24 protein-coding genes and 1 pseudogene are annotated in these 22213 nt (G+C 72.6%); 18 read left to right on the top strand and 7 right to left on the bottom strand.

Features of this window, described 5'->3' with window-relative positions:
- Positions 1 to 15 precede the first annotated feature (15 nt).
- The 4 genes and pseudogenes from AB0C19_RS29570 to AB0C19_RS29555 form a co-directional block, all read left to right on the top strand.
- Positions 16 to 592: pseudogene (locus tag AB0C19_RS29570) on the top strand (IS607 family transposase); the annotation flags it as partial.
- A gap of 44 nt (positions 593 to 636) precedes the next feature.
- On the top strand, positions 637 to 2046 hold the full coding sequence (locus AB0C19_RS29565; protein WP_357190581.1) for a transposase: 1410 nt from the start codon (positions 637 to 639) through the stop codon (positions 2044 to 2046).
- 23 nt (positions 2047 to 2069) lie between these two features.
- A complete protein-coding gene (locus AB0C19_RS29560; RefSeq protein WP_112602474.1) occupies positions 2070 to 2693 on the top strand; it encodes an ABC transporter ATP-binding protein in 624 nt (207 codons plus the stop codon).
- Entirely contained in the window at positions 2690 to 4111 is a 1422-nt protein-coding gene (locus tag AB0C19_RS29555; protein WP_357190579.1) for a DUF6297 family protein, read from the top strand. Before AB0C19_RS29560 ends, AB0C19_RS29555 begins: the two co-directional genes overlap by 4 nt.
- A 24-nt stretch (positions 4112 to 4135) precedes the next feature.
- On the opposite strand, the gene AB0C19_RS29550 is transcribed toward AB0C19_RS29555, so the two are convergent.
- Positions 4136 to 5608, bottom strand: coding sequence for a PLP-dependent aminotransferase family protein (locus AB0C19_RS29550; protein ID WP_357190577.1), 1473 nt, complete (start codon positions 5606 to 5608; stop codon positions 4136 to 4138).
- 62 nt (positions 5609 to 5670) lie between these two features.
- On the opposite strand from AB0C19_RS29550, the gene AB0C19_RS29545 reads away from it, so the two are divergent.
- Both AB0C19_RS29545 and AB0C19_RS29540 read left to right on the top strand, forming a co-directional pair.
- Positions 5671 to 6282 carry a LysE family translocator gene (locus tag AB0C19_RS29545; protein ID WP_357190575.1) on the top strand — a complete coding sequence of 204 codons (612 nt, stop codon included), beginning with the start codon at positions 5671 to 5673 and terminating at the stop codon, positions 6280 to 6282.
- A 7-nt stretch (positions 6283 to 6289) separates the two neighbouring features.
- A complete protein-coding gene (locus AB0C19_RS29540) occupies positions 6290 to 7024 on the top strand; it encodes a phenylalanine--tRNA ligase beta subunit-related protein (RefSeq protein ID WP_357190573.1) in 735 nt (244 codons plus the stop codon).
- Here AB0C19_RS29540 and AB0C19_RS29535 read toward each other — a convergent pair.
- Positions 6997 to 7599 carry an MBL fold metallo-hydrolase gene (locus AB0C19_RS29535; protein WP_357190571.1) on the bottom strand — a complete coding sequence of 201 codons (603 nt, stop codon included), beginning with the start codon at positions 7597 to 7599 and terminating at the stop codon, positions 6997 to 6999. The two genes, AB0C19_RS29540 and AB0C19_RS29535, sit on opposite strands and share 28 nt — an antisense overlap.
- Before the next feature lie 78 nt (positions 7600 to 7677).
- On the opposite strand from AB0C19_RS29535, the gene AB0C19_RS29530 reads away from it, so the two are divergent.
- Entirely contained in the window at positions 7678 to 8484 is an 807-nt protein-coding gene (locus AB0C19_RS29530) for an SDR family oxidoreductase (protein WP_357190569.1), read from the top strand.
- Between the two features lie 19 nt (positions 8485 to 8503).
- On the opposite strand, the gene AB0C19_RS29525 is transcribed toward AB0C19_RS29530, so the two are convergent.
- On the bottom strand, positions 8504 to 9112 hold the full coding sequence (locus AB0C19_RS29525) for a hypothetical protein (protein WP_357190567.1): 609 nt from the start codon (positions 9110 to 9112) through the stop codon (positions 8504 to 8506).
- A gap of 181 nt (positions 9113 to 9293) precedes the next feature.
- Between AB0C19_RS29525 and AB0C19_RS29520 the strand changes: the two genes are divergently transcribed.
- The 3 genes from AB0C19_RS29520 to AB0C19_RS29510 all read left to right on the top strand — a co-directional run bounded on the left by AB0C19_RS29520 (position 9294) and on the right by AB0C19_RS29510 (position 11654).
- On the top strand, positions 9294 to 10391 hold the full coding sequence (locus tag AB0C19_RS29520; protein WP_357190565.1) for a DUF5919 domain-containing protein: 1098 nt from the start codon (positions 9294 to 9296) through the stop codon (positions 10389 to 10391).
- A gap of 72 nt (positions 10392 to 10463) precedes the next feature.
- Entirely contained in the window at positions 10464 to 11345 is an 882-nt protein-coding gene (locus AB0C19_RS29515; protein WP_357190563.1) for a pentapeptide repeat-containing protein, read from the top strand.
- Between the two features lie 72 nt (positions 11346 to 11417).
- Entirely contained in the window at positions 11418 to 11654 is a 237-nt protein-coding gene (locus tag AB0C19_RS29510) for a preprotein translocase YidC (protein ID WP_357190561.1), read from the top strand.
- A gap of 7 nt (positions 11655 to 11661) precedes the next feature.
- Here AB0C19_RS29510 and rnhA read toward each other — a convergent pair whose 3' ends face one another.
- Together rnhA and AB0C19_RS29500 are read right to left on the bottom strand one after the other, a co-directional pair.
- Positions 11662 to 12135 (bottom strand): ribonuclease HI, encoded by a 474-nt coding sequence (rnhA, locus tag AB0C19_RS29505; RefSeq protein WP_091406604.1) that lies wholly within the window; start codon positions 12133 to 12135, stop codon positions 11662 to 11664.
- A 10-nt stretch (positions 12136 to 12145) separates the two neighbouring features.
- A complete protein-coding gene (locus tag AB0C19_RS29500; RefSeq protein ID WP_357190559.1) occupies positions 12146 to 13426 on the bottom strand; it encodes a lycopene cyclase family protein in 1281 nt (426 codons plus the stop codon).
- 124 nt (positions 13427 to 13550) lie between these two features.
- On the opposite strand from AB0C19_RS29500, the gene AB0C19_RS29495 reads away from it, so the two are divergent.
- The 4 genes from AB0C19_RS29495 to AB0C19_RS29480 all read left to right on the top strand — a co-directional run bounded on the left by AB0C19_RS29495 (position 13551) and on the right by AB0C19_RS29480 (position 17181).
- Entirely contained in the window at positions 13551 to 14378 is an 828-nt protein-coding gene (locus tag AB0C19_RS29495; RefSeq protein ID WP_357190557.1) for a metalloregulator ArsR/SmtB family transcription factor, read from the top strand.
- 416 nt (positions 14379 to 14794) lie between these two features.
- Positions 14795 to 15280, top strand: a complete 486-nt coding sequence (locus AB0C19_RS29490; RefSeq protein ID WP_091406610.1) for a hypothetical protein — start codon at positions 14795 to 14797, stop codon at positions 15278 to 15280.
- Positions 15281 to 15366: 86 nt separating this feature from the next.
- Entirely contained in the window at positions 15367 to 15978 is a 612-nt protein-coding gene (locus AB0C19_RS29485) for a class F sortase (protein WP_357190554.1), read from the top strand.
- A gap of 102 nt (positions 15979 to 16080) precedes the next feature.
- Positions 16081 to 17181, top strand: coding sequence for a magnesium and cobalt transport protein CorA (locus AB0C19_RS29480; RefSeq protein WP_357190552.1), 1101 nt, complete (start codon positions 16081 to 16083; stop codon positions 17179 to 17181).
- 18 nt (positions 17182 to 17199) lie between these two features.
- On the opposite strand, the gene AB0C19_RS29475 is transcribed toward AB0C19_RS29480, so the two are convergent.
- The gene (locus AB0C19_RS29475) at positions 17200 to 17910 is read right to left on the bottom strand and encodes an MBL fold metallo-hydrolase (RefSeq protein ID WP_357190550.1); all 711 of its coding nucleotides are present in this window, start codon (positions 17908 to 17910) and stop codon (positions 17200 to 17202) included.
- Positions 17911 to 17999: 89 nt separating this feature from the next.
- Between AB0C19_RS29475 and AB0C19_RS29470 the strand changes: the two genes are divergently transcribed.
- The 4 genes from AB0C19_RS29470 to AB0C19_RS29455 all read left to right on the top strand — a co-directional run bounded on the left by AB0C19_RS29470 (position 18000) and on the right by AB0C19_RS29455 (position 20505).
- Complete coding sequence (locus tag AB0C19_RS29470; RefSeq protein WP_357190681.1) at positions 18000 to 18767, top strand: SGNH/GDSL hydrolase family protein; 768 nt, start codon at positions 18000 to 18002, stop codon at positions 18765 to 18767.
- Between the two features lie 24 nt (positions 18768 to 18791).
- Positions 18792 to 19208, top strand: coding sequence for a YchJ family protein (locus tag AB0C19_RS29465; protein ID WP_357190548.1), 417 nt, complete (start codon positions 18792 to 18794; stop codon positions 19206 to 19208).
- Positions 19209 to 19396: 188 nt separating this feature from the next.
- Positions 19397 to 20122 (top strand): DUF4287 domain-containing protein, encoded by a 726-nt coding sequence (locus AB0C19_RS29460; RefSeq protein ID WP_357190547.1) that lies wholly within the window; start codon positions 19397 to 19399, stop codon positions 20120 to 20122.
- The gene (locus AB0C19_RS29455; RefSeq protein ID WP_357190545.1) at positions 20119 to 20505 is read left to right on the top strand and encodes a VOC family protein; all 387 of its coding nucleotides are present in this window, start codon (positions 20119 to 20121) and stop codon (positions 20503 to 20505) included. The genes AB0C19_RS29460 and AB0C19_RS29455 overlap by 4 nt, the downstream gene beginning before the upstream one ends.
- Before the next feature lie 46 nt (positions 20506 to 20551).
- On the opposite strand, the gene AB0C19_RS29450 is transcribed toward AB0C19_RS29455, so the two are convergent.
- Complete coding sequence (locus AB0C19_RS29450; RefSeq protein WP_357190543.1) at positions 20552 to 21892, bottom strand: MFS transporter; 1341 nt, start codon at positions 21890 to 21892, stop codon at positions 20552 to 20554.
- Positions 21893 to 22213 lie beyond the last annotated feature (321 nt).

Here is a 22213-nt window from a genome sequence, read left to right as displayed (position 1 = left end):
TCATTGTTTCCCAGACTGAGCAATTATGGGGGGTTTTGTCGCGTTTCGGAGTTCGCGGAACGCATTGATCGCTCCGCGAGCACGGTGCGCCGATGGGAGGCTGAAGGCCGGATTGTCGCCGGACGCACCCCCACCGGCCAGCGGTACTTCGACGAGTCCGATGTGTGCGCCCGTGCTCACTCCCGGTTTTTCGCGAGACGACCGGAAGGTGATCGTTTACTGTCGGGTGTCTTCCGCCGGACAGTGCGACGACCTTGCGTCGCAGCGCACCGCCATGAAGACGTTCTGCCTAGCCCGAGGGCTGGCCGTGCACGAGTGGGTCAGTGAGATCGGCGGTGGTATGGATTTGCTGCGGCCCAAGCTTCTCAACGTCATGAGCCGAGTCAACGCCGGGCAGGTGTCGACGCTGGTCATCGCCCACGAGGACCGGCTGGGCCGGTTCGGCTTCGACTATCTCTCCTACGAGGCTGAGGTGGCCGGATGTGAGCTGTTGGTGACCAACCAGGAATCGCTGTCACCGCGGGAAGAGATGGTGGCCGACCTGCTGTCGATCGTGCACAGTTTCTCAGGTCGGCTCCATGGCCTGCGCCGATAAGAGAAGCCGATGAAGACCGACGACTTGAACGGGGGTGCCCGGTGAAGACCACCCGGATCGCTTACTCGCAGCGACTCAACGTCGGCAAGTATCTTGCGCTGGCCGAGCAGGCCCGGCGACTCGGGCGGGTACGCAGTGAGGTATGGCGCCGCTACGGCTCCGTGGCCGGGGCAGGGCTGACGGACCGGCAGGTCCGCGACCAGTGGTTAGCCGAGGGCACACACCGACGGTTCGAGGTGCTGGCCAACGCGTGGAAAGAGACCGTCCGTGACGCGATGGCCGACATCACCGCCAGCCGGGAGTCGGCGAAGGCGGTGGTACGTCGGGCGGTTGGGCATCATACCTCAGACCCCGCCGCGCGCAGACGGCTGTTGGGGCTGCTCAAGACCAACAAATGGTCCGGCGACGCATACCTGGCCCGGCAGATGCGCAAGCACTGGCGGCGCGGGCAAAACCACACCCACAACCAAATCGTGGTGCGCGCCGACAAGCACCACACCCATGTCGACGGCAACGGCCTTCTGTGGCTGGCCGTGCCGGGGCTCGTGCGGCGTCAGCTCGTGCGTATCCCGCTGAATACCACCGTCGCGCCGAGGGGCACGCTGCGGCTGATCCTGCGCGGCGACCGGGTCGAGGTCCACTACCAGATCGACGCCGCCACCATGAAGACCTCACAGCGTCCGTGCGGCGGAGCGACGATCGGCGTGGACAAAGGCTACACGGAGGTACTGACCGACTCCGACGGCAACCACCACGGCGCACGCCTCGGTCGGTTACTGACAACAGAGTCGGATCGGACCAAGGAACGCAACCGCCGCCGGGCGAAGCTGCGTTCGATCGCCAACAACGCCGCCCGACGCGGCGACCAGGCCAAGGCGGACCGGATCAGCCAGAACAACCTGGGAACCGTCAAGCGTGACCGTCAGGCCGCCCGCCACCGGGCACAGGTCCGCACGGAGATCTTCACCGCTGTACATCGAGTCGTCGACAAGGCCACCGTCGTCGTGGCCGAAAACCTCACCAAGACCTTCGCCGGGCGTAAACCGCTCGGCAGGGACACCAACCGACGCCTCGCCGCGTGGACCAAAGGAGTCACCGCCGAGGCACTGGCCAGCGTGTCGGAGCGCAGAGGTTCTGCGCTCGTGCACGTCAACGCCGCCTACACCTCACAAGTCTGTCACCGCTGCGGCTGCCTCGGCCGCCGCGCCGGGGACCGGCTTCACTGCACAGTGTGCGGGGTGGTGTGGCAGGCCGACGTGAACGCCGCGATCAACGTCCTGCAACGACACGGTGACCCCGACATCACCCTGCGCACCCCGCATAACTTGGTGAAGCAGATCGTGCAGACACGGGCCGATCGCCACCGGAGCAGACTGCCGCTCCCGGACTTCAGCCCAGCCCTGCTGCGCGAAGAGCGAATCATCCGGAAGTCTCACCCCGATCAGGTGTGAGCAACAAGAAGGAAGCAGACTCTGTGATCGTGGACGCGCTCTCGGTACGGGGACTCAGTCGCAACTTCGGCAACCTGGTCGTGCTCGACGAGGTGAGCTTCACGCTCCCGGCGGGCCGGATCGCTGTGGTGCTGGGCCCGAATGGCAGCGGCAAGACGACTCTGCTGCGCTGTGTCGTCGGCGCTGACCGGCCGGACGCGGGTGAGGTGCTGGTCCAGGGCCGCCGGGCCGACGAGACCGATCCTCAGGTGCGGGCGCTGGTGGCGGCCGCCCTGGACGACATCGACTTCTTCCCCGACCTGTCGGTCGTCGAGCACCTGGAGTTGGTCGCGTACGCCCACGGGGGTGACGCCGAGCCGGTCGAGGAGGTCCTCGCCGAGCTGGGTCTGGAGCCGGCCCGCGACCAACTGCCTGTGACGCTGTCCAGCGGGCAGCGCCGCCGGTTGGCGCTGGCGTCCTGTTTCGTCCGGCCCCGTCGGGTGCTGATCCTGGACGAGCCCGAGCAGCGGCTGGACGTCCGCGGGCGACAGTGGCTCGCCGACCGACTCCTGCGGGAACGGGCGGCGGGCACGGCCGTGCTGTTGGCCTCGCACGACCCGGAGCTGATCGACGCGGTGGTCGACGAGCGCATCGAGATCGGCAAGTGACCGCCGCGCCGGCCACGATCGCCGACACGCCGGCAGCGGTGCCGACCGCCCGGCAGGTGCGGACGCACCTGCGCAAGGCCCGCAGCCGGCACCACGACCATTCCCTCGGTGACGTGCTCGGCGACGCGTACGTCATGGTCCTGTTCGTGGGCATGTACGGCTGGTTCGCGATCAGCGCCAGCCGCGACCTGCTGGACTCCCCAACGGTGGGGCAGGCCGAGCCGGGCGTGCGGTGGTGGCTCGCGGTCGCCGCGCTGCTGGCCGGCGCGGGGCTCGCCTGGCGTGGTCTGCGCGCGCTCGGCCCACTGCTGGTGACCCCGGCGACGCAGAGCTGGGCGACCAGCGCGCCCATCGACCGGCGGGCCTGGTTGGCGCCGCGTTTCGTCCTGTTGCTGCTGGGAGCGGCGTGCGGCACCGCGGCGCTCGGAGTGGCAGTGGCGGCGCTCGGTGGGGTCAGCGAACCGTCAGCCCTGGGCTGGGCGGCGGCGGCGGGCGCGGGCTGGGGCGCGGCCGCGCTGGCGCTGAGCGTCGTCGCCCAGAGCAGCCGGTCGGGGCGACGCTGGCCGACAGTGGTCGGGGCCGTGCCGATGGTGACGGCGGCCGTGATCACCGCCCTCGTGGTGCTCGTCGGTCGCCTCGGCGACGGGCTGTCCCGGCCGGCGACGACACCGACCGTCGCGTTGTTCTCCGCCTCGGTGCCCCTCGCGGGCCTGGGCATGATCCTCGCGGTACGCGCGCTGCCGCGGGTCGACCGGGCCACCCTGACCACCGGCGCGCAGTTCGCCAACGCCGCCGCCACGGCCACGATCCTGCTGGACCCGAGCCTGCTCGCCAGCCTGGTGGAGAGCCGCCGCTGGCGCCGGATCGGCCGGGTTCGCAGCCGCCGGTTCCGGCCCGGCCCCGGCTGGTGGGCGCTGCTCCAGGCCGACGTACGCCGGCTGCGCCGCCACCCGAGCGCCGTGCTGATCTGGGCGGCGCTGATCGGGGTGCAGTACGCTGCCGCGCTCGCCCTGCCCGGGTTGGCCGGGGCCGCGCAGGTGGTGTTCGCGTACCTCGCCGCCAACCGGCTGACCGGTGGTCTGCGGTCGGTCAGCCGCTCACCCGGGCTACGCCGGGCGCTCGGTGGCAGCGACAACCTGCTGCGCGGGATCCATGTCGTGGTGCCGGCTGTCGGTGCGGGCGTGTGGTGGTTGCTGACAGTGCCGACCGTCGACCCGGGGCCGGCCTGGCTGGCGCCGACGCTGGCGCTGGGGGTGGTGGCCGCCGCGTTCCGGGCCGGCACCCGCCCGCCGATCGACTACGGCGGCGCGACGGTAAACACACCGTTCGGGATGATCCCGGTCGACCTGATGCGGCAGGGGTCACGGGGGCCGGCGCTGCTCGCCGTGCTGGTCCTCGTCCAGCTGTTCCTGGGCTGATTCCCAGCATGCCGCTGCCGATGGTCAACGGTGGCCGAGCGCTGCGGCGACAGCGGCGACGCCGTCCTCGATCTCGGTGGTCGTACGAGCCGCGTAGCCGAGCACGAGGCCGGGCCGGTACGGCCGCTGGCAGTGCCAGGACAGCGGTTGCACCTTCACCCCGCGCGCCAGGGTCGCCGCCGCCAGCTCGGTGTCGACCACTGCATCGTCCAGCGTGATCATCAGGTGCAGACCGGCGGCGGCGCCGTGCACCGTCGCCGACGGCAACGCGCGGGCCAGCGCGGCGATCATGGCGTCCCGCCGGCGGATGTGTCGGCGGCGCAGCAGCCGCAGATGCCGCTCGAAGGCGCCGGAGGTCATCATCTCCGCCAGCACCAGTTGCGGTAGCACGGCGTTGCCCAGGTCGGCGTTGCGCTTGGCGGCGACCACGGCCTCCCGCAGCCGCGCCGGCACGAGCAGCCAGCCGACCCGCAGGGCGGGGGCGAGCAGTTTGGAGACGCTGCCGGCGTAGCAGACCTGCTCGGGCAGCAGACCACGCAGCGCCGGCACCGGAGGACGGTCGTAGCGGTGCTCGGCGTCGTAGTCGTCCTCGATGATCAGACCGCCGGCCCGCGCCCAGGCGACGAGGTGGCGGCGGCGGTCACCGTCGAGCACCACGCCGGTCGGGAACTGGTGCGCGGGGGTGAGCATCACGGCCGGTACGCCGCTGGCGGTCAACTCGTCGACCCGCAGCCCGGCGTCGTCGACACTGATCGGCGGGGTGTCCATCCGCCAGTTGTTCAGGTGCTGGCGCACCCCGAGCGAGCCCGGGTCCTCGACGGCGATCCGATCGACGCCGGCGGCGCTGAGTGCCTGGGCGAGCAGCCCGAGCGCCTGGGAGACCCCGGCCACGATGATCACCTCAGCGGGATCGACGCTGATGCCGCGGTTACGGGCCAGCCAGGCGGCGACGGCCTGTCGCAGCACGGGCGTGCCACAGGGGTCGCCGTAGCCGAGGTCGGCCGCGGCGAGGCGGCGCAGCACGCTCCGTTCGGCACGCAGCCAGTCCGCGCGCGGAAAGGCGGCCAGATCGGGTACGCCGGGCGTCAGGTCGATTGTCGCGTGCGCCGCGCGTAGCGCCTCGAAGATGTGGGTGCCCGGTGCCGGCGGAAAGGTCGTGACCGGCGCCGGCGCGGCGGCCGCTGTGGGTGTGGGCGGGGCCGGCGCGGCGACGACGACAGTGCCGGCCCGGCCCCGACCGGCGATGTGCCCCTCCTCGGTCAGGCGCTGGTACGCCTCGGTGACCACGCCCCGGGAGACACCGAGGTCGGCGGCGAGCACCCGGGTCGGGGGCAGCCGGTCGCCGACCGGCACCCGCCCTTCGGCGATGGCCTGCCGAAGCCGGTCGGTCAGCCAGTCGGCGCGCCCGCCCGGCGTCGCGTCGGTGATGGTCAGGTGCAGGAAGTCGGACCCGGCCGATATGGACCTCTCGGATGCAGTCGCTTTGGCTCTGCCCATCGGACCATTGTGGCAGCAGAGTGAGCAGGAGCCAGACCCACCAACTCCGCCGGAGGACGATCGTGACCATCCCGTTCCTGATCACCACGCTGATCGTGGTGGTCACCCCCGGCACCGGGGTGATCTTCACGCTCTCCGCCGGTCTTTCGCGGGGTGCACGGGCCGGGGTGCTGGCCGCGTTCGCCTGCACGCTGGGGACGTTGCCGCATCTGCTGGCCGCGATGACCGGGCTGGCCGCGCTGATGCAGACCAGCGCCGTGGCGTTCGAGACCGTCCGCTACCTCGGCGTCGGCTACCTGCTCTACCTGGCCTGGTCCATGGCACGGGACCGTGACGCCTTCGCGGTGACCACCGACGCCCCGCCCCGCTCGGCGATCCGGGTGATCGTCTCCGGGGTGCTGGTCAACCTGCTCAACCCGAAGCCGACGATGTTCTTCGTCGCGTTCCTGCCGCAGTTCGTGGACACCACGGCACCGGGCTCGACCCGAGCGATGCTCGGTTGCGGCGCGGTGTTCATGCTGCTCACCTTCGTGGTGTTCAGCGGCTACGGCATCTTCGCGGCCCGGGTACGCGACCGGGTGCTGACCCGACCCCGGGTCACCGACTGGCTGCGGCGAACGGCCGCCGGCACGTTCGTCGCGCTCGGCGTGACCCTCGCCCTCACCGAACGATAGGACCACAGTGCACTTCGAACATTCTCCGCGGCTTCGCGACGCGTACCCCGACCTGGTCGCCGGTGTGGTGCAGGCCGCCGGAATCACCGCCACCGCCGACGTCGCGGGACGCACGGCCGACTATCTCACCGAGGCCCGACGGCGGTTGACCGCCGGCGGGGCCGAGAGCGGGTTCCCGGAGATCCAGGCGTGGCGGCGGGCGTACACGGCGATGGGGCTTCGACCCACCAAGTACCGGTGCGCCGCCGAGGCGCTGCTGCGTCGGCTGCGCCTGGACGGCGATCTGCCCCGGGTGCACCCGCTCGTCGACCTCTGCAACGCCATCTCGGCCGCATACGCCATCCCGGTCGCGGCGCTCGACCTGGACCGCGTCGACGGCGACCTGGTGGTCCGGCCGGCACACGGCGACGAGGCGTACCTGAGTTTCGCTGGCGACACCGAGCATCCAGAGCCGGGCGAGGTGACCTTCGTCGACTCCGCCGGCCGGGCACACGCCCGACGGTGGACGAACCGGCAGAGCGGCTGGTCGGCAGTGCGGGCGGGGACCTCGTCGGTGCTGATCGTCGCCGAGGCGCTGCACCCGGATGGCGGGCCGGCCGTGACCCGGCTGGTGGCCGACCTGGTAACGGAGCTGACCGACGGCTGGTCCGCCCCGACGGCCGCCGCGGTGCTCACCGCCGCCGCGCCCCGTTTCCGCACCTCGACGGCAGATGGTCAGCCGGTGTCGCCGGGCAGCAGGTGACGGTAGCCGGGGATCGTCTCGGCGAACCAGCCCGCGACACTGGCCAGGCCGCGGTCGTTGAGTTGCGCGTCGTGGATCGGGTACGCCGCCGCCGCGCCCACGGCGCCGGCGAACCGGATCGCCTCGTCGAGGCGCAGCCAGGACCCCTGGGCCGGGACGAGCAGGGTGCGCACCGGCTCGTCCGGCACATGCAGGGCGTCGCCCGGGTGATAGAGCTCGCCGCCGATCAGGTAGCCGAGGTTCGGGCAGTCGGGCTGCCCCTGGTGGATCGCGGCGTGCCGGCCGCCGTGCGCGCTGACCGGAATGCCGGCCGCCGTGAACAGCTCGCCCGCACGGACTCGGGTCACCGGCAGCGGGGCGAGATCCGGCAGTCGGGCGCCCTCCGGCGCGTACACGGGGACACCGAGACCGGCGAGCCGCAACACGTCGATGTGGTCGGTGTGCTCGTGGGTGACCAGGACGGCGTCCGCGCCGACCAGGGCTTGCGGCTCGCTCCACGTCCCCGGGTCGACGACCAGCACGCCGCCGTCGTGTTCGACGCGCACACAGGCGTGCGTGAACCGGGTGATCCGCATCAGGCGACGGTACGCCGCCGGCGATGAGTAGTGGTCCCCGTGGCGGTTGGACCGGCCCCGCCGGGGTAGTGCGGCAGCATGCCACAGCGATACGACAACTACCCCAGAATCGCCATCGTCACCGGCGCGGACTCCGGCATCGGCAAGGCCTGCGCGGTGACGCTGGCCACTGCCGGCTTCGAGATCGGCATCACCTGGTACGGCGACCCCGACGGCGCGGAACGGACGGCCACCGAGGTCCGCGCCACCGGGCGGCGTTGCGAGGTCGCCGAGGTCGACCTGACCCAACTGCCGGACGCGGCGGCGGTGGTGGACGAGTTGGCCGACCGGCTGGGCGGCATCGGGGTGCTGGTCAACAACGCCGGCATCGGGGCCTCGGCGCCGTTCGTCGACACCGGGTGGGAGCAGTGGCGCGAGGTGCTCGCCGTCGACCTGGACGCGCCCTTCCTGTGCGCCCAGCGGGCCGCGCGACGGATGCGGGCCACCGGCGCCGGCGGTCGGATCATCAACATCACCAGCGTGCACGAACACGCGCCCCGGGTCGGCTCCGCCGCGTACTGCGCCGCGAAGGGCGGGCTCGGGCTGCTGACCCGCGTGATGGCCCAGGAGTTGGCCGCCGACGGGATCACCGTCAACGCCGTCGCCCCGGGCGAGATCGCCACGCCGATGACCGGCCAGGAGGATGTCGACCCGTTCACCCAGGAACGGCCCGGCGTGCCGGTGGGGCGGCCCGGCGACGCCCGGGAGGTGGCCGCCGTGGTCGCGCTGCTCGCCTCCCCCGCCGCCAGCTACGTCACCGGCGCGTCCTGGCCGGTCGACGGGGGCATGTCGCTGATGGGTCCCCAGGCCACGGCGTTGACGAACGACGACTGGCGATCGGTCTGAGCGACACCGGCGGGTGCCGTCAGCGCATCGGCGCGGCCGACGCCCGGACGATGTAGGCGAACTGCACACCGAACGCCACCACCGCGACCAGCACCCCGACCACTACCGTCAACGCGCCCCCGGCCCCGACGGTCGTGGCCACCAGGGCGATGCCGAGCCCGCTCAGCACGGCGTTGACCGCTCCCACGAGTGCGGCAGTGGTCAACATGAACTCCCACCGCCCCGGGCGCGTGCCGACCAGGTTCCAGGCGGTGCTCATGGCGTCGTCGGCCACCACCGCGTCGGCGAAGAAGTCGTGCTCGCCGGCTAGCTTGTGTTGGTAGTAGGCCCGGATGCGTTGGATCCGCCGCAGGTCCAACGAGTTCTCCACTGTGGTCTCCACCAACCGCAGGAACGTCAGCACCCCGAGGATGACCAGCGTCGGCAGCACCGCTGCCAGGTACGGGCGGACCAGCTTGTCGTTGCTGGCGACGAAGCCGAGGCCGATCAGCGCCGCCGACAGGACGGACAGGAAGATGGTGGCGCGGCCGGTGGCCTCGGCGATGGTGCCGGCGCGGGACGTCTGCAACGCGTAGTGCTCGGTGGTCAGCACGGTGAGAAGCGCCTGCTCGCGTTCGCTCTCGTCCACCCCGACACCCTCCGTGGTCGCACGACTCCGTTACCGTCACCCTATGAGCGGTGGAGCCGGTCCGAGCGGTGAACCAGCCGCTCGGAGAACGGGACAGCGCCCAGCAAAGCGGGCACGTATCCTCCGAACTCCGGTGATCAGCAAGCGGCGGTGGTGCCGACCGACGGCGGAAGGGGACCGGATGCCCGGGTGGGCTGGTCGGGGCGGGCGGCAACGACGGGCCTTCGTCGTCGGCGGGGCGCTCTTCGCGATCGCCGTCGTCATGCTGCTGGCCGCCTGGCGCAGCACCGGCTTCCTCAGCGACCTCCTGCTCAACCTCGGGGCCAGCGTCGTCCTCGCGGCCATCTCGTACGTCATCTTCGACCCGTTGTTCGAGGAGGCCCGCAAGGCGCGGGTGCAGGAGCACCTCAGCTTCGACCAGCAGGCGTTCGTGGCGCGGCTGCACCGCTCTGGGCGTCGGGTGCGCATTCTCGACACCTGGACGATCCTGCTGGAGCAACGGCACCGCGAGGAGACCCTGAGCGCGGTACGAGCGGCGCTCGCCAACGGCGCCCAGGTGCAGTTGCTTCTGCTCGACCCCGACTGCACCGCCGCGCAGCAACGCTCCGAGGAGCTGGAACGGCAACGGGTGGACGTGCCCCGACAGATCCGCACCAACCTGCGCCACCTGGCCGCGTTCGCCGACGCGCTCGACGCGCGGCTGCGCCACCGCCTCCAGGTCCGGCTCTACGACGCGTCCCCGTCGATCCAGCTCTACCAGTGGGACGGGCGGGCGCTGATCTCGTTCTTCCCGATCGGGAAGTTGTCGTTCAACGTGCCGCAGCTCGAGGTGGACATGGACAGCCCGTGGGGCGGGTTCGTGCACGCCCGGTTCGAGGAGCTGTGGGAGCACGAGCAGGCCACCCTCGACCTGGAGCGGTACTGGTCGGTCACTGTCACGCTGCGCCACGACGAGTCGGACGTGGTCGAGGTACGCGTGCCGTTCGTGACTGTGGACGGGCAGCACTACGTCGACTGCCGGGGGTTCCGGGTCACCGGGCCGCTGACGGTGCGAGCCGTGCTGCCGCCCCGCGCGCCCGGGGCGGCGCCCGGCGTGTTCGCGCTGGCCGAGCCCGCCGACGGGGACCGCACGCCGGTCGCCGTCGTGAAACGGCACTTCGACCAGAAGTACGGGCACGACGACGGCGAGCGGGACGTCCGCCGTCTGGTGCCGCCACCGGGCGATGCCCGTACGCCAGCGCCCCGCCCCGCGACGGCCGGTGACACGCACGCACGGTGACCCCCGACCGACCCGTGGGCGCGGCACAGGAAACAATGGTGGTCCACCCTGATCGCCAGGAGGACCGTCGGCGTGTCGCACCACACCGCACCGCCGTCCGGGGCGGCGCAGCTACGCGCCGACTGCGGACGCTGCTTCGGGCTGTGCTGCGTGGTGCCCGCCTTCGCCGCGTCGGCGGACTTCGCCATCGACAAGCCGGCCGGCTCGCCGTGCCCGAATCTGCGCCCCGACCACCGCTGCGGCATCCACACCGAGCTGCGGGAGCGCGGGTTTCCCGGCTGTACGGTGTTCGACTGCTTCGGTGCCGGGCAGCAGGTCGCCCAGGTGACCTTCGGCGGGCGGGACTGGCGGGACGCACCGGAGACCTTGCCGGCGATGGCCGAGGCGTTCGCGGTGCTGCGACCGCTGCACGAACTGCTCTGGTACCTCACCGAGGCGGTGGCGCTGGACCCGCCGGCCGACCTGCTCGCCGAGCTGGAACGCGCCCGCGCCGAGACGCTGACGTTCACCGAGGGTGACCCGGCGCAGCTTCGCGCGGTGGACGTCGCCGACCACCGGAACCGGGTCAACCCGCTGCTGTCCCGGGCCAGCGACGCGGCCCGCGCTCCCGGCGGCGCCGACCGGCGGGGCGCGCACCTGCTCGGGGTGGACCTGCGCCGCGTCGACCTCCGCCGGGCCAACCTGCGTGGGGCGCTGCTCATCGGCGCCGACCTGCGCGGGGCGGACCTCGGCCTGGCCGACGTCACCGGCGCGGACCTGCGCGGAGCCGACCTGCGGGGCGCGGACCTGCGGCGCACGCTCTTCCTGCACCAGACCCAGCTGGACGCCGCCCGGGGTGACACCCACACCTGGCTGCCGCAGACGCTCACCCGGCCGGCGCACTGGACGGCGCTGCCGCTCACCCCGGTCCGTCAGCCGTCCCGCTCCCCCGCCCGTCGGGGTCGTCGCCGCTGACCGCGAGGTTTCGGCCCTGACGACGCCGGGTAGCCAGCGCCGACGCGGACCGGCATCGACGGGGGGCACGGCGTGGGCTACCGAAATCGCCAAGGTGAGCAGCCGGGCGACCCGCAGCACAGCGAGGACGAGGCCGGCCAGGCGCCACTGGTGCAGGTCGACGCGGACACCGAGGTCCCCGCACCGGCGGACACCGACGTCCGGCCCGACATCGTGACCGAGCCCGACAACTCGGGCGTCGCCGGTGGTTCGTCCGGCAGCAGCGGCGGCGGTTCCAGCATGCCGGGGCACCCGGACGCGACTCGCTGACCCGGGATCAGCGGCTGGTCAGCGCGCCCCGGGCCTCGGTCATGCCCTTGTTGGCGAGCCCGTCGGCCCGCTCGTTCTCCGGGTGGCCGTTGTGCCCCTTGACCCACAGCCAGGTGACCTCGTGCCGCTCGCAGGCCGCCTCCAGCCGCTGCCACAGGTCGGCGTTCTTCACCGGCTGCTTCGCGGCGGTCCGCCAACCGTTGCGCTTCCACGACGCCAGCCAACTGGTGATGCCGTTGCGCACGTACGTGCTGTCGGTGTGCAGCTCCACGGTGACCGGCCGGTTCAGGCTCTCCAACGCCTGGATGGCCGCCATCAGCTCCATCCGGTTGTTGGTGGTGGGCGTGGCCTCACCGCCGCACAGCTCCCGCTCGTGATCGCCGTAGCGCAGCAGCGCACCCCAACCACCCGGACCGGGGTTGCCACTGCACGCCCCGTCGGTCCAGATCTGCACGCCCCTGCCGGCCGCCGCGTCCACCATGCCCGGCAACCTACCGGGCGCGGACGTCGTCCTCCCCGCTCGGGGGGCCGCCGCGCCGAGCCGTCGGCGTCGAACCCACCACAGCGGGTGGGATGGCCGGCGCGGGCCGGGTGGGGCGCAGCCGGTCGCGGACCCGGTGTGCGGCGTCACCGGCGGTCGCGGCGATCATCGGCATCAGCCGGGTCGAATTCATGATCGCGACCTCCTCGGCCGGAGTGGTGCCGCCGTCGAGGAAGCGCAGCACCCGCTCGGCCGGGTTGCGGTCGAAGAGCCTGTCGAAGAACTCGGGGCCGCCCACCCCGCCCCGGTCCAGCGCCCGCAGTGCCACCGCGTCCATCCAGCGGTGCCGGCGCGGGTACGCCGGCTCGGGCACCGGCGCGCGACCCGCGGCGAGGGCGCGGGCCACCTGATCGGCCTGGCGGTACATGGCGGAGAAGGTGAAGCCGGTGGAAGGGCGGGTCGCGCCACCGGCCGTGCCGAGCCGGACCACGCGGGGGGTGGGCCGGGCCGGGAACGGCGCGTCGGTCATCGGGATCACCCCGTTCTCCACCTCGCGCACCCGCAGCCCGGTCGGATCCAGCCCGAGCAGATCCCGGTAGCCGGCCAGCGCCGCGTCGTACCCGGCGTCGGTCAGCAGGTCCGGCGAGAACTCGGTGTACTCGACAAGGGCGTAGCGGTCGCTCACCGGCAGCACGTACCCGAAGGAGACGCCCCGGGGCGGCTGCGGGGTACGAAAGTCCATCAGCACCGCACGCGTCGGGTCGAACACCGGCCGGTCCGCCTCCAGCCACCACCCCCGGAAGTGCTGCAACCAGGTGGTACGCCCCGCTCGCGCCGGCGGGCGGGGACGGGAGTCGAGCACCCAGCCGGCCCGTACGCCGCGCCCGTCGCCGGTGCCCACCAGCACCCGGTCACCGTCGTCGCGCACCGTCTCGGCGGGCGCGACGATCCGGGTGGCGTCGAGGCGACGCTCGGCGTCGGCAGCCCGGTCGTAGACCGGGCCGGAGCGGAGCATGGCGTACCGCAGCGGGGTGAGGTCCAGGACGCGGCGTCGCGCCGCCGTCGCCACCTCGACCTGCTGCCAGCTCGCGCTGAGCAGCGGGTCCAGGTCGCTGTCGGGGTGACCCCAGAACGCCCAGGTGCGGTCCTGACCGCGCCGGCGCACCGGGTCGACGATGGCGATCCGCAGATCCCGGACACCGTGGCGGTCCAGTGCGGCGAGCAGCAACGACGCGGCGCCGCCGCCACCGAGCAGCGCGAGGTCGACGTCGAGCGGCGCGGAGTCGGTCACCCGCACCACGCTGCCACACGATCGCACCCGGTCGCCTGCCGCCACCGACGCCCAGATTGACAGGCAACCCATTGGTTGCCTAACTTGGCAGGCAACCACATGGTTGCCTGTCGCGGGAGGGTCGATGGACGACGCGTTCCGGGCGCTGGCCGACCCCAGCAGACGTCGACTGCTGGACCGACTCAACGAGCGCAACGGCCAGACCCTGCGGGAGCTGTGCGACGGGCTGGCCGGCACCCGACAGGCCGTCAGCAAGCACCTCTCGGTGCTGGAGGCGGCCCACCTCGTCACGACCGCGCGGCGCGGCCGAGAGAAGCTGCACTACCTCAACGCCGCCCCGATCAACGCCATCGCCGACCGGTGGCTCAGCCGCTACGACCGCGAGCGCGCCGCCACCCTGGCCGACCTGACCACCGCATTGGAGCGACAACCCATGGAGAGCCCGACCTTCGTCTACACCACCTACGTCACCACCACCGCGCAGAGGCTGTGGTCCGCGCTCACCGAACCGGCGTTCACCCGTCGCTACTGGGGTGGAGTCGCGCTGGTTTCGGACTGGCAGGTCGGGTCACCAGTGCTGTGGCAGGACGCACCGGACGGCGAGCCACGCGACCTCGGCCAGCGGGTGCTCGTCGCCGAGCCGTACCGTCGCCTCTCCTACAGCTGGCACGGCTTCCAACCCGAGCACGCCGAGCACTTCGGCTGGTCCGCCGAGGAGCTGGCCGCCCGGCTCGGTGAGCGCCGGTCGACGGTGACCTTCGAGATCGAGCCGCACAGCGGGTCGACCGTCCGGCTGACCGTCATCCACGACGACTTCTCCCCCGACAGTGAGATGCACCGGGCGATCAGCGGCCAACTCGACGGCAGCGGCGGCTGGCCGGAGCTGCTGGCCAGCCTCAAGACCCTGCTGGAGACCGGCGAGCCGATGCCCGAGCCGACCCCGACCCGCTGACCCGAGACGCTCCCTGGTCCAAGATCCGAACAACTTCCGGGATGTAGTGGCCCCCGGACCGCGCGAGGCACCTACATCCCTGTTCTTGTGCGGATCTTGGACCGGCCCGGACGGTCGATCTCGGCGGGCCAGGCGGTGCATTTCCGCCGACACCGGCAATACCTCGCCATCGACACAGCGACGACAGCCCGACCGGATGGACATCGATCGGAGCACCGGTGCCGGTCGGGCCGTCCGGGCCTTTCCGCAGCTCTCCCCGCCTTCGGGTGGACACGTGACGGCAACGAGGATTTCTCATTTTCACCTGATCGAGGACCCAACCCACCTAGTGTTGGGCACACCGGTGCTAGTCACGGAGTTGGCCACCCGAACGACGTCCCACGCAGTCAGCGGACGAAAAGTGAGGGAAGACGCGTATGAAGGTCTCAACAGCACTCTGCTCGGCGGCGCTCGGCGTGGGCCTCGGCACGCTCCTGCTGCCAGGCGCCGCACTGGCCGACACCACTGTGTCACCGGCCACCACACCGGTCGGTGGGACCGTCGTGCTCACCGCGACGACCTGCAACCCGAAGTCGGGTGACGCCCTCTTCCGGGTCACCGGCCCCAACCGCGACCAGAACGTCCGATCCACCACGGCCGCCGCCGGCGGCGGGCTGAGCGCCGAGCTCTTCACCGCCGGGTTCACCCTGGGCACGTACACGGTGGCGGCGACCTGCGGCGACGGCAGCTCGGCCGGCACCGCAACCTTCGCCGTCACCCCGATCGGCGGCGCGCCGGCCGGCTCCGGCGGCGACAACCGTGACACCGGCGCTCTCGCCGCCGGCGGCACGCTGCTCGGCACCGCCCTCGCCGGCGCGGTGATCCTGATCCGCCGGCGCCGCCCGGTGTCCACTGTCGCCTGATCGGCGGCCGTTCCATCCCTGAGACGGGTGCCCGCGCCGGGAACACCGGCGCGGGCACCCCGACGATCCGGTACGGAGGTGCACACGTGTGGTGGCGGCGGACCCTACCGGCAGTGGTCGCCCTGCTCGGCGTGACCGGGCTCGGGCTGATCACCGTCGGCCTCACCGCCGACCCGGCGCGGCCACCACGACCGTCGGCCGACGCGCCGACCCGCACCCACCCCGCACCGGACCTGGCGCCGCTGCCACCCGCCGCGCCGGTCCGGGTGCAGATCCCCGCCATCGACGTACGCGCCGACATCGTGCCCGTCGGCGCCGACGCCGCCGGGGTGCTGGAGGTGCCGCCACTGGACCGGCCCACACTCGCCGGCTGGTACCGGCACGGGGTCAGCCCCGGTGAGACCGGCAACGCCGTCCTGGTGGGACACGTCGACGCGCCGTCCGGCCCGGCGGTCTTCTTCGACCTCGGTCGGCTCCGCGCGGGGCAGCAGGTACAGGTCACCCGCGCCGACGCACGGGTCGCCACGTTCACAATCGACGACGTCCGCGCGTACCCCAAGGAGCACTTCCCCACCAACCTGGTCTACGGCCCGGCGGACGCCGCCGGGCTGCGCCTGATCACCTGCGGCGGCCGGTTCGACGCGGCCACCGGCAACTACGTCGACAACGTCGTCGTCTTCGCCACCCGCACCGGCTGAACCGCGCCGCCTCCCCGCTGTCGGGAGCCGGACCCTGGTCGGCAGAATGCGGTGGCACCATCCCCTGATCGGGACGGTGCGCCGGCGACGGGGAGGCACGCGGTGGATCAGCGACCGGTACGGGACCGGACCGGTCGGGGCGTACGCGCCCTGGCCCGTCGACTGCTCGGACGGGTCGAGGGCGACTCCCCCACCCCCCGCCGGTCCAACCCGGACGCGGTGGTCGACTGCGCCGTCTACGTCAACGGCCGCCGGGAACCCGGTCAACCGCACTACGCCGACGCGTACGCCCGGGCGCGGCACGGCCGCGACGCCTTCGTGTGGCTGGGACTGCACGATCCCGGCCCGGCGGTGCTCGCCGCGGTCGGCCAGACCTTCGGCCTCGACGAGCTGACAGTCGAACAGGCGCTCGCCGACGGGCACCGGCCCACAGTGCAGCGCCACGGTCCGGTCACGCTGCTGGTCCTGCGCACCGCCGGCTACGTGGAGCACGACGAGCTGACCGACACCTCCGAGGTGATCGACACCGGGGACGTCATGGTGCTGCTCGGTGACCGCTTCGCCATCACTGTGCGGCACGGCGCCGCCGGGGCGCTGCGCAGCGTCCGCGCCGACATCGAGCGCCGCCCCGCGCTGCTGGCCGCCGGCCCGTGGGCGGTGGCGTACGCGGTCTGCGCCCGCATGGTCGACTCCTACCTGGAGGTGGCCGGGCACGTGGAACGGGACCTGGAGCGGGTCGAGGAGGCGGTGTTCGCCCGCGACCGCAGCGCCGACATCCAGCACATCTACCAGCTCAAACGGGAGGTGGTGGAGTTCAAACGGGCGGTCCTGCCGTTGCAGGCGCCGATGCGTACGCTCCTCGAACCCGACGGCCCACCGCGTGCCCTGCACCGCTGGTTCGTCGACGTCGACGGCCGGCTGAGCCGGGCGGTGGATCGGGTGGCCGCGTACGACGACCTGCTCACCTCGATCGTCCAGTCGCGACTCGCGCAGCTCGCCGTCGAGCAGAACAACGACATGCGCAAGATCGCTGCCTGGGCGGCCATCGCGGCCACCCAGACCGGCATCGCCGGCATCTACGGCATGAACTTCAACCACATGCCCGAGCTGGCCTGGCGCTACGGCTACGCCGGGGCCCTCACCCTGATGGCGGCGGCGGCCCTGTTCCTGTACCGACTGTTCCGGCGCTCCGGCTGGCTGTGAGGCCCGCCGACGGGCCGCTCAACGGTACGCGGAGAGGAAGGCGCGGATGCGGTCGCGGGGTTTGTCGGTCAGCTCGGGGCCGTGGGTGAAGGCCGCGAGGTCGTAATCCAACTCGCCGAGGACGTGTGCGGTCTCCCGGGTCATCTGGAAGTCGCTGCACAGCCACTTCATCGGCCACCGGACGCCGAGCACGTTGAACAACGCGTCCCCGGTGATGAGAAGGCGAGTCGGCTCGTGCAGGAGCGACACATGCCCGGGCGAGTGCCCGGGGGTGTGCACCACCCGCAGGCCACCACCGACGTCGAGCAGGTCCCCGTCGGCCAGCGGCTGGGCCACCTCGACCGCCGGAAACCGGCCACTGTTGAGCCGGGCGAACAGCCGCCCGCCGGTCACTGTCGGGTCGCTGACCGGCGCGCGACCCGCCTCCGCGTACGGCACGTCGGCGGCGTGCGCCGCGACCGGAGCGCCGGTGCGGCGGGCCAGCTCCGCCGCGCCGCCAGCGTGATCGGGGTGCGCGTGGGTGAGCACGATACGGGTGACGTCCGCCGGCACCTTGCCCATCGCAGCGAGCCCGAGCACGATCCGAGCCGGCGCCTTGGCCAGCCCGCAGTCGACCAGCGTGACGCTGCCGTCGTCGTCGACGAAGGCGTACGAGTTGACGGCCGCGCGGCCCACAGTGGGGATACGCCAGACGTTCGGGGCCAGTGGCACCGCAGGGGCACGCGTCATGTCGCGAGTCTAGGAAGGATCGTCAACTGTCGTTCTCGACCCACCGGCGGTCCGGCCTGAGCTGACGGAGGGCTAACCTCGCGCGGGTGATGTGGCAGAGGTACGTGGCGATCGGCGACAGCACCACCGAAGGGCTCGACGACCCGGACGGCGTCGGCGGCTACCGGGGCTGGGCCGACCGGTTCGCCCTGGCGGTAGCCCGTGCCCAGGGCGGTCTGGAATACGCGAATCTGGCCATCCGTGGCCGGACCACCGCGCTGATCCGGGCCGAGCAACTCCAGCCCGCCCTCGACCTGGCACCCGACCTGGCCACGGTGGTAGCCGGCATGAACGACGTGCTGCGCCCCTCCTTCGACGCGGACCAGGTCGCCGGGGATGTCGCGGCGATGCAGCAGGCACTGGTCGAGCAGGGGGCCACAGTGCTGACCTTCACGATGCCGGATCCGGCGCCCGTGATGCCGTTGGCCCGGCCGCTGCGTGGTCGCATGCTGGCGCTCAACGAGGCGCTGCGGGCCGCCACCGCACGGACCGGGGCCACCCTCCTCGACCTGGGCGCTCATCCGGTCTCCTCCGATCCCCGGCTGTGGAGCGACGACCGGCTGCACGCCAACAGCGCCGGGCACGAGCGGATCGCCGCCGCACTGGCGTACACGGCGGGTCTGCCCGGGTTCGACGACTCATGGACACAGCCGTTGCCGCCGGCACCCCGGCGACGCCGCGGCGAGGTGTTCGGCGCCGAGCTGGCCTGGACCCGCCGGCACCTGATGCCCTGGCTGGTCCGGCACCTACGCGGCCAGTCGTCGGGTGACGACCGGGTGGCCAAGCGGCCGGTGCCGCTGCCGGTGCCGCTCGACTAGGGCGGATGCGGCAGGATTGGCGACGTGGGTAAGGGTGCGGGACGTCGGCGGGCGAACGCGACAACGGGACGGGTGTGCCCGTGCGGCTCCGGCCGGGCGTACGCGGACTGCTGCGCGCCGGCGCACGGCGGCGACTCCCCGGCGACGGCCGAGGCGTTGATGCGCTCCCGGTTCAGCGCCTTCGCCCTCGGCGACTCCGGTTACCTGCTGCGCAGCTGGCACTCCTCGACCCGGCCCGCCTCCCTGGAGCTCGACCCGGGGCAGCGGTGGACCCGACTGGAGATCGTGGAGACCGAGCGGGGCGGCCTGCTCGACACCGCCGGCACTGTGACCTTCCAGGCCCACTACCGGGACGCGGGCCAGCCCGGCACGTTGACCGAACACAGCCGGTTCGTCCGCGAGGACGGCCGGTGGGTCTACCTCGACGGTGACCAACCCTGACGGCTGTTTGGGCGTAGGATGACGTCGGCGTAGTCCTGCGCCGCACCTCCCTCCCGGCGCTCACGCCGCCGGCAACGCGGAGGCAAAGGGGGCCTTGAGCCCTCGGGACGTGGTGCCACATGCCCCACTCCGGCGGGGTCGGCGGGAGCGTGAGTCCCGGTGACCGTGCCGTTGACCGGGAGCATGTGATGACCACCCAGAGATCGTTCAAGGCCCGGGTCCGGGCCCGGATGGAGAAGACCGGCGAGAGTTACACCACCGCCCGCCGGCACCTGATTAGTCGGACCGTCGAGCCGGCGTCCACCGCCGCGTCCCCTCCAGCACCTACCGAACCGACCGTCACGGCTACCGCCGCGCAGACCGAGCGGATCGCCGACGACCTGATCCGCGCCCGGACCGGCCGCGGCTGGAACGAGTGGTTCGCAGTGCTCGACGCCGCGTCCGCCACCGAGTGGACGCACACCCGGATCGCCAGTCACCTCGCCACCGAACATGAGGTGCCGGGCTGGTGGGCACAGACCATCACCGTCGGGTACGAGCAGGCACGCGGTCTGCGCGCGCCGGGTCAACGGCGCGGCGGTGGCTTCGAGGCCAGCGCGAGCCGGACGGTGGCCGTGCCGGCACTGCGACTGTTCGAGGCATTCGCCGACGAGACGGCACGCGCCCGTTGGCTGCCCGACGTCGAGGTACGCGTCCGCACCGCCACCGCGCCGCGCAGCTTCCGCGCCGACTGGGCCGGTGGCCCCACCAGGATCGTCGTCGGCATCGACGCTATCGGCGAGTCAAAGGCCCGGGTCAGCGTTCTGCACGAGAAGCTGACCGGAGCCGAGCAGGCCGCGGAGCTGAAGGCGTACTGGCGGGACCGGCTCGCCGCGCTGAAGGTGTTGCTCGAAACGGACGGAGACCACCGATGACCATGACATTCATCAACCTGCCGGTGCGCGACCTGACCACCGCTACCGAGTTCTACCGGGCGATCGGCTTCACCGGCGACCAGGCCGAGCCGGACGGCGACAGCACGGTGCTCACCATCTCCGACACCACCCGGCTGGTGCTGCACCTGCGCTCGGGCTTCGAGGCGTACACCGGGGTCGCCACGCCGGACACGGCGACCAGCCGCGAGGTCATCATCGGGCTGTCGGCGTCGAGCCGAGGGCAGGTCGACGAACTGGTCGACCAGGCGGCGGTCGCCGGTGGGGAGTCGCTGGGGCCGGGGATGGCCAACGGGCCGATGTACATGCGCGGCTTCCGCGACCTCGACGGCCACCAGTGGTCGTTCCTGCACATGGCCGGCTGACAGTGCGGCCCGGCGGCGGCCCGAGGAGGCCGCCGCCGGGCCCCGGTCAGTCCGGGCCGCTCGGCACAGCCGCGGCCACGCCGGTGGGCACTGCCGTCCGGCGCCGACGGCGGGTCAGCAGCACCAGCGCCACCACGAGGTACGCCCCGGCGGTCAGCGCGAACGCCACCGCGTTGCCGGCCGCCGTGGCGAGCAGACCGTAGCCGGCGTACGTCACGATGATCAGCACGTCGGTGGCCATCCCGGCCAGGGACGTGACTGTGGCGCGGCTGGTGCCGGTGATCCGGGCCTGGAGCCGCGCGTCGGCCAGCACGGTGGCCAACTGCGCGGCACCGAAGGCCACCGCGAGCAGCACGAACCCCGCCGGATGCCGGAGCAGGGCACCCGCAGCCAGCGCGACGCCGACCAGCCCCAGCAGCGCGGCGTAGCCTCGGCCGCCCAGCCGCTCCCCCGCCGGGGCGAGCAGCCCGCCGACTGTCACTCCGGCCCAGAGCAGCAGGAGCAGCAGGGGTACGGCCTGCGCCCCGACGCCGGTGTCCAGGGCCAGCAGCGGGGTGTACTCGTCCAGGGCACCCCAGTCGGCGGCGACCACTGCCACCAGCAGCACGGCGGCCCGTACCGGCGGACGGGTGCGGACCTGCGACACCCCGGCCCGCAGCGTGTCCCACCACCCCAGGTCACCATCGTCGTCCGGGCTCGCGGGCAGGGCGGTGTCCGGCTCGTCCGGCCCCTGTGGTGCGGCGCCCACCGGCCGGGCGGCCATCGCCGGCTCGGCGACCGGGGCGGCTGCGGCGGCCGGCGCGCGGTGTTCCGGGAAGCGGGTAGCGACGATCGTGGCGAGCAGGCAGGCGAGCACGCTGGCCGCGCCGACCACCGGGTACCCGCCGACGGCGAGCACCGGGCCGGCGAGCACTCCGGAGACCACCACGCCCAGCACACCCGCTGTCCGCGCCCGTCCAAGCACCCGGGCGTACCGGCCGACAGCGCCGAGCCGGTCCAACTCGGTCCAGACCAACGCCTCCAGCGCACCGGAGACCAGTGCGCCACCAGCGCCCCAGAGCAGGAAACCGACAGCGAAGGCCGGGTACGACGGCAGCAGCACCCAGAGCGCAAAACCGGCGGCGGCCACGAGCGGGGCGAGGCACAGCAGCAGCCGGCGGGACAGCACGTCGGCCCAGGCGCCGGAGGGCACCTCGAACAGGATGCCTGCGGCGGACCAGATGACGAAGAGCGACGCGATCTGCCCCACCGACAGCCCGGCGTCGGCGAAGAACACCACGTACAGCGGATAGAGCAGGACGAGGTCACTGAGGAACGCGTACCCGTAGAGGGTCGCCGTCAGCCGACGGACCGCCGGCTCGGGCACGCGCGAAGCGGTGGGGGTCATAGGGCCTTCCCGTGGGAGTGGAGACGGACACCGGACGTGCGGTGCCCGTGGTGGCCCACGGGATCGGCCGACGCTGCTGGATCAATGTCGCCAGGTCATGCCCGCGATGCTAGACAACCGGCGCGGCCGCGGCCAGCGCTTTCGGCGTGCCGAGCAGCGCGAACCGTGCCAGGTGGGCAAGGCGGAGGCGGACAGCGAGAGGCGGGGCGGGATCAGATCGATCCCGCCCCCCCCCCCGACCCCCGCGGGGAGGGCGCCGGGGGCCGGCGGGGAAAACTGGTGGGGAGAACCGAGGCGCGGGGGGGGGCGCCCCGGCCCGCC

The sequence above is a fragment of the Micromonospora sp. NPDC048842 genome, from assembly GCF_040649935.1.
GTDB lineage: Bacteria > Actinomycetota > Actinomycetes > Mycobacteriales > Micromonosporaceae > Micromonospora > Micromonospora hortensis.
The sequence above is the reverse complement of the archived record's forward strand: the minus strand, read 5'-3'. Positions and strand labels throughout refer to the sequence as shown.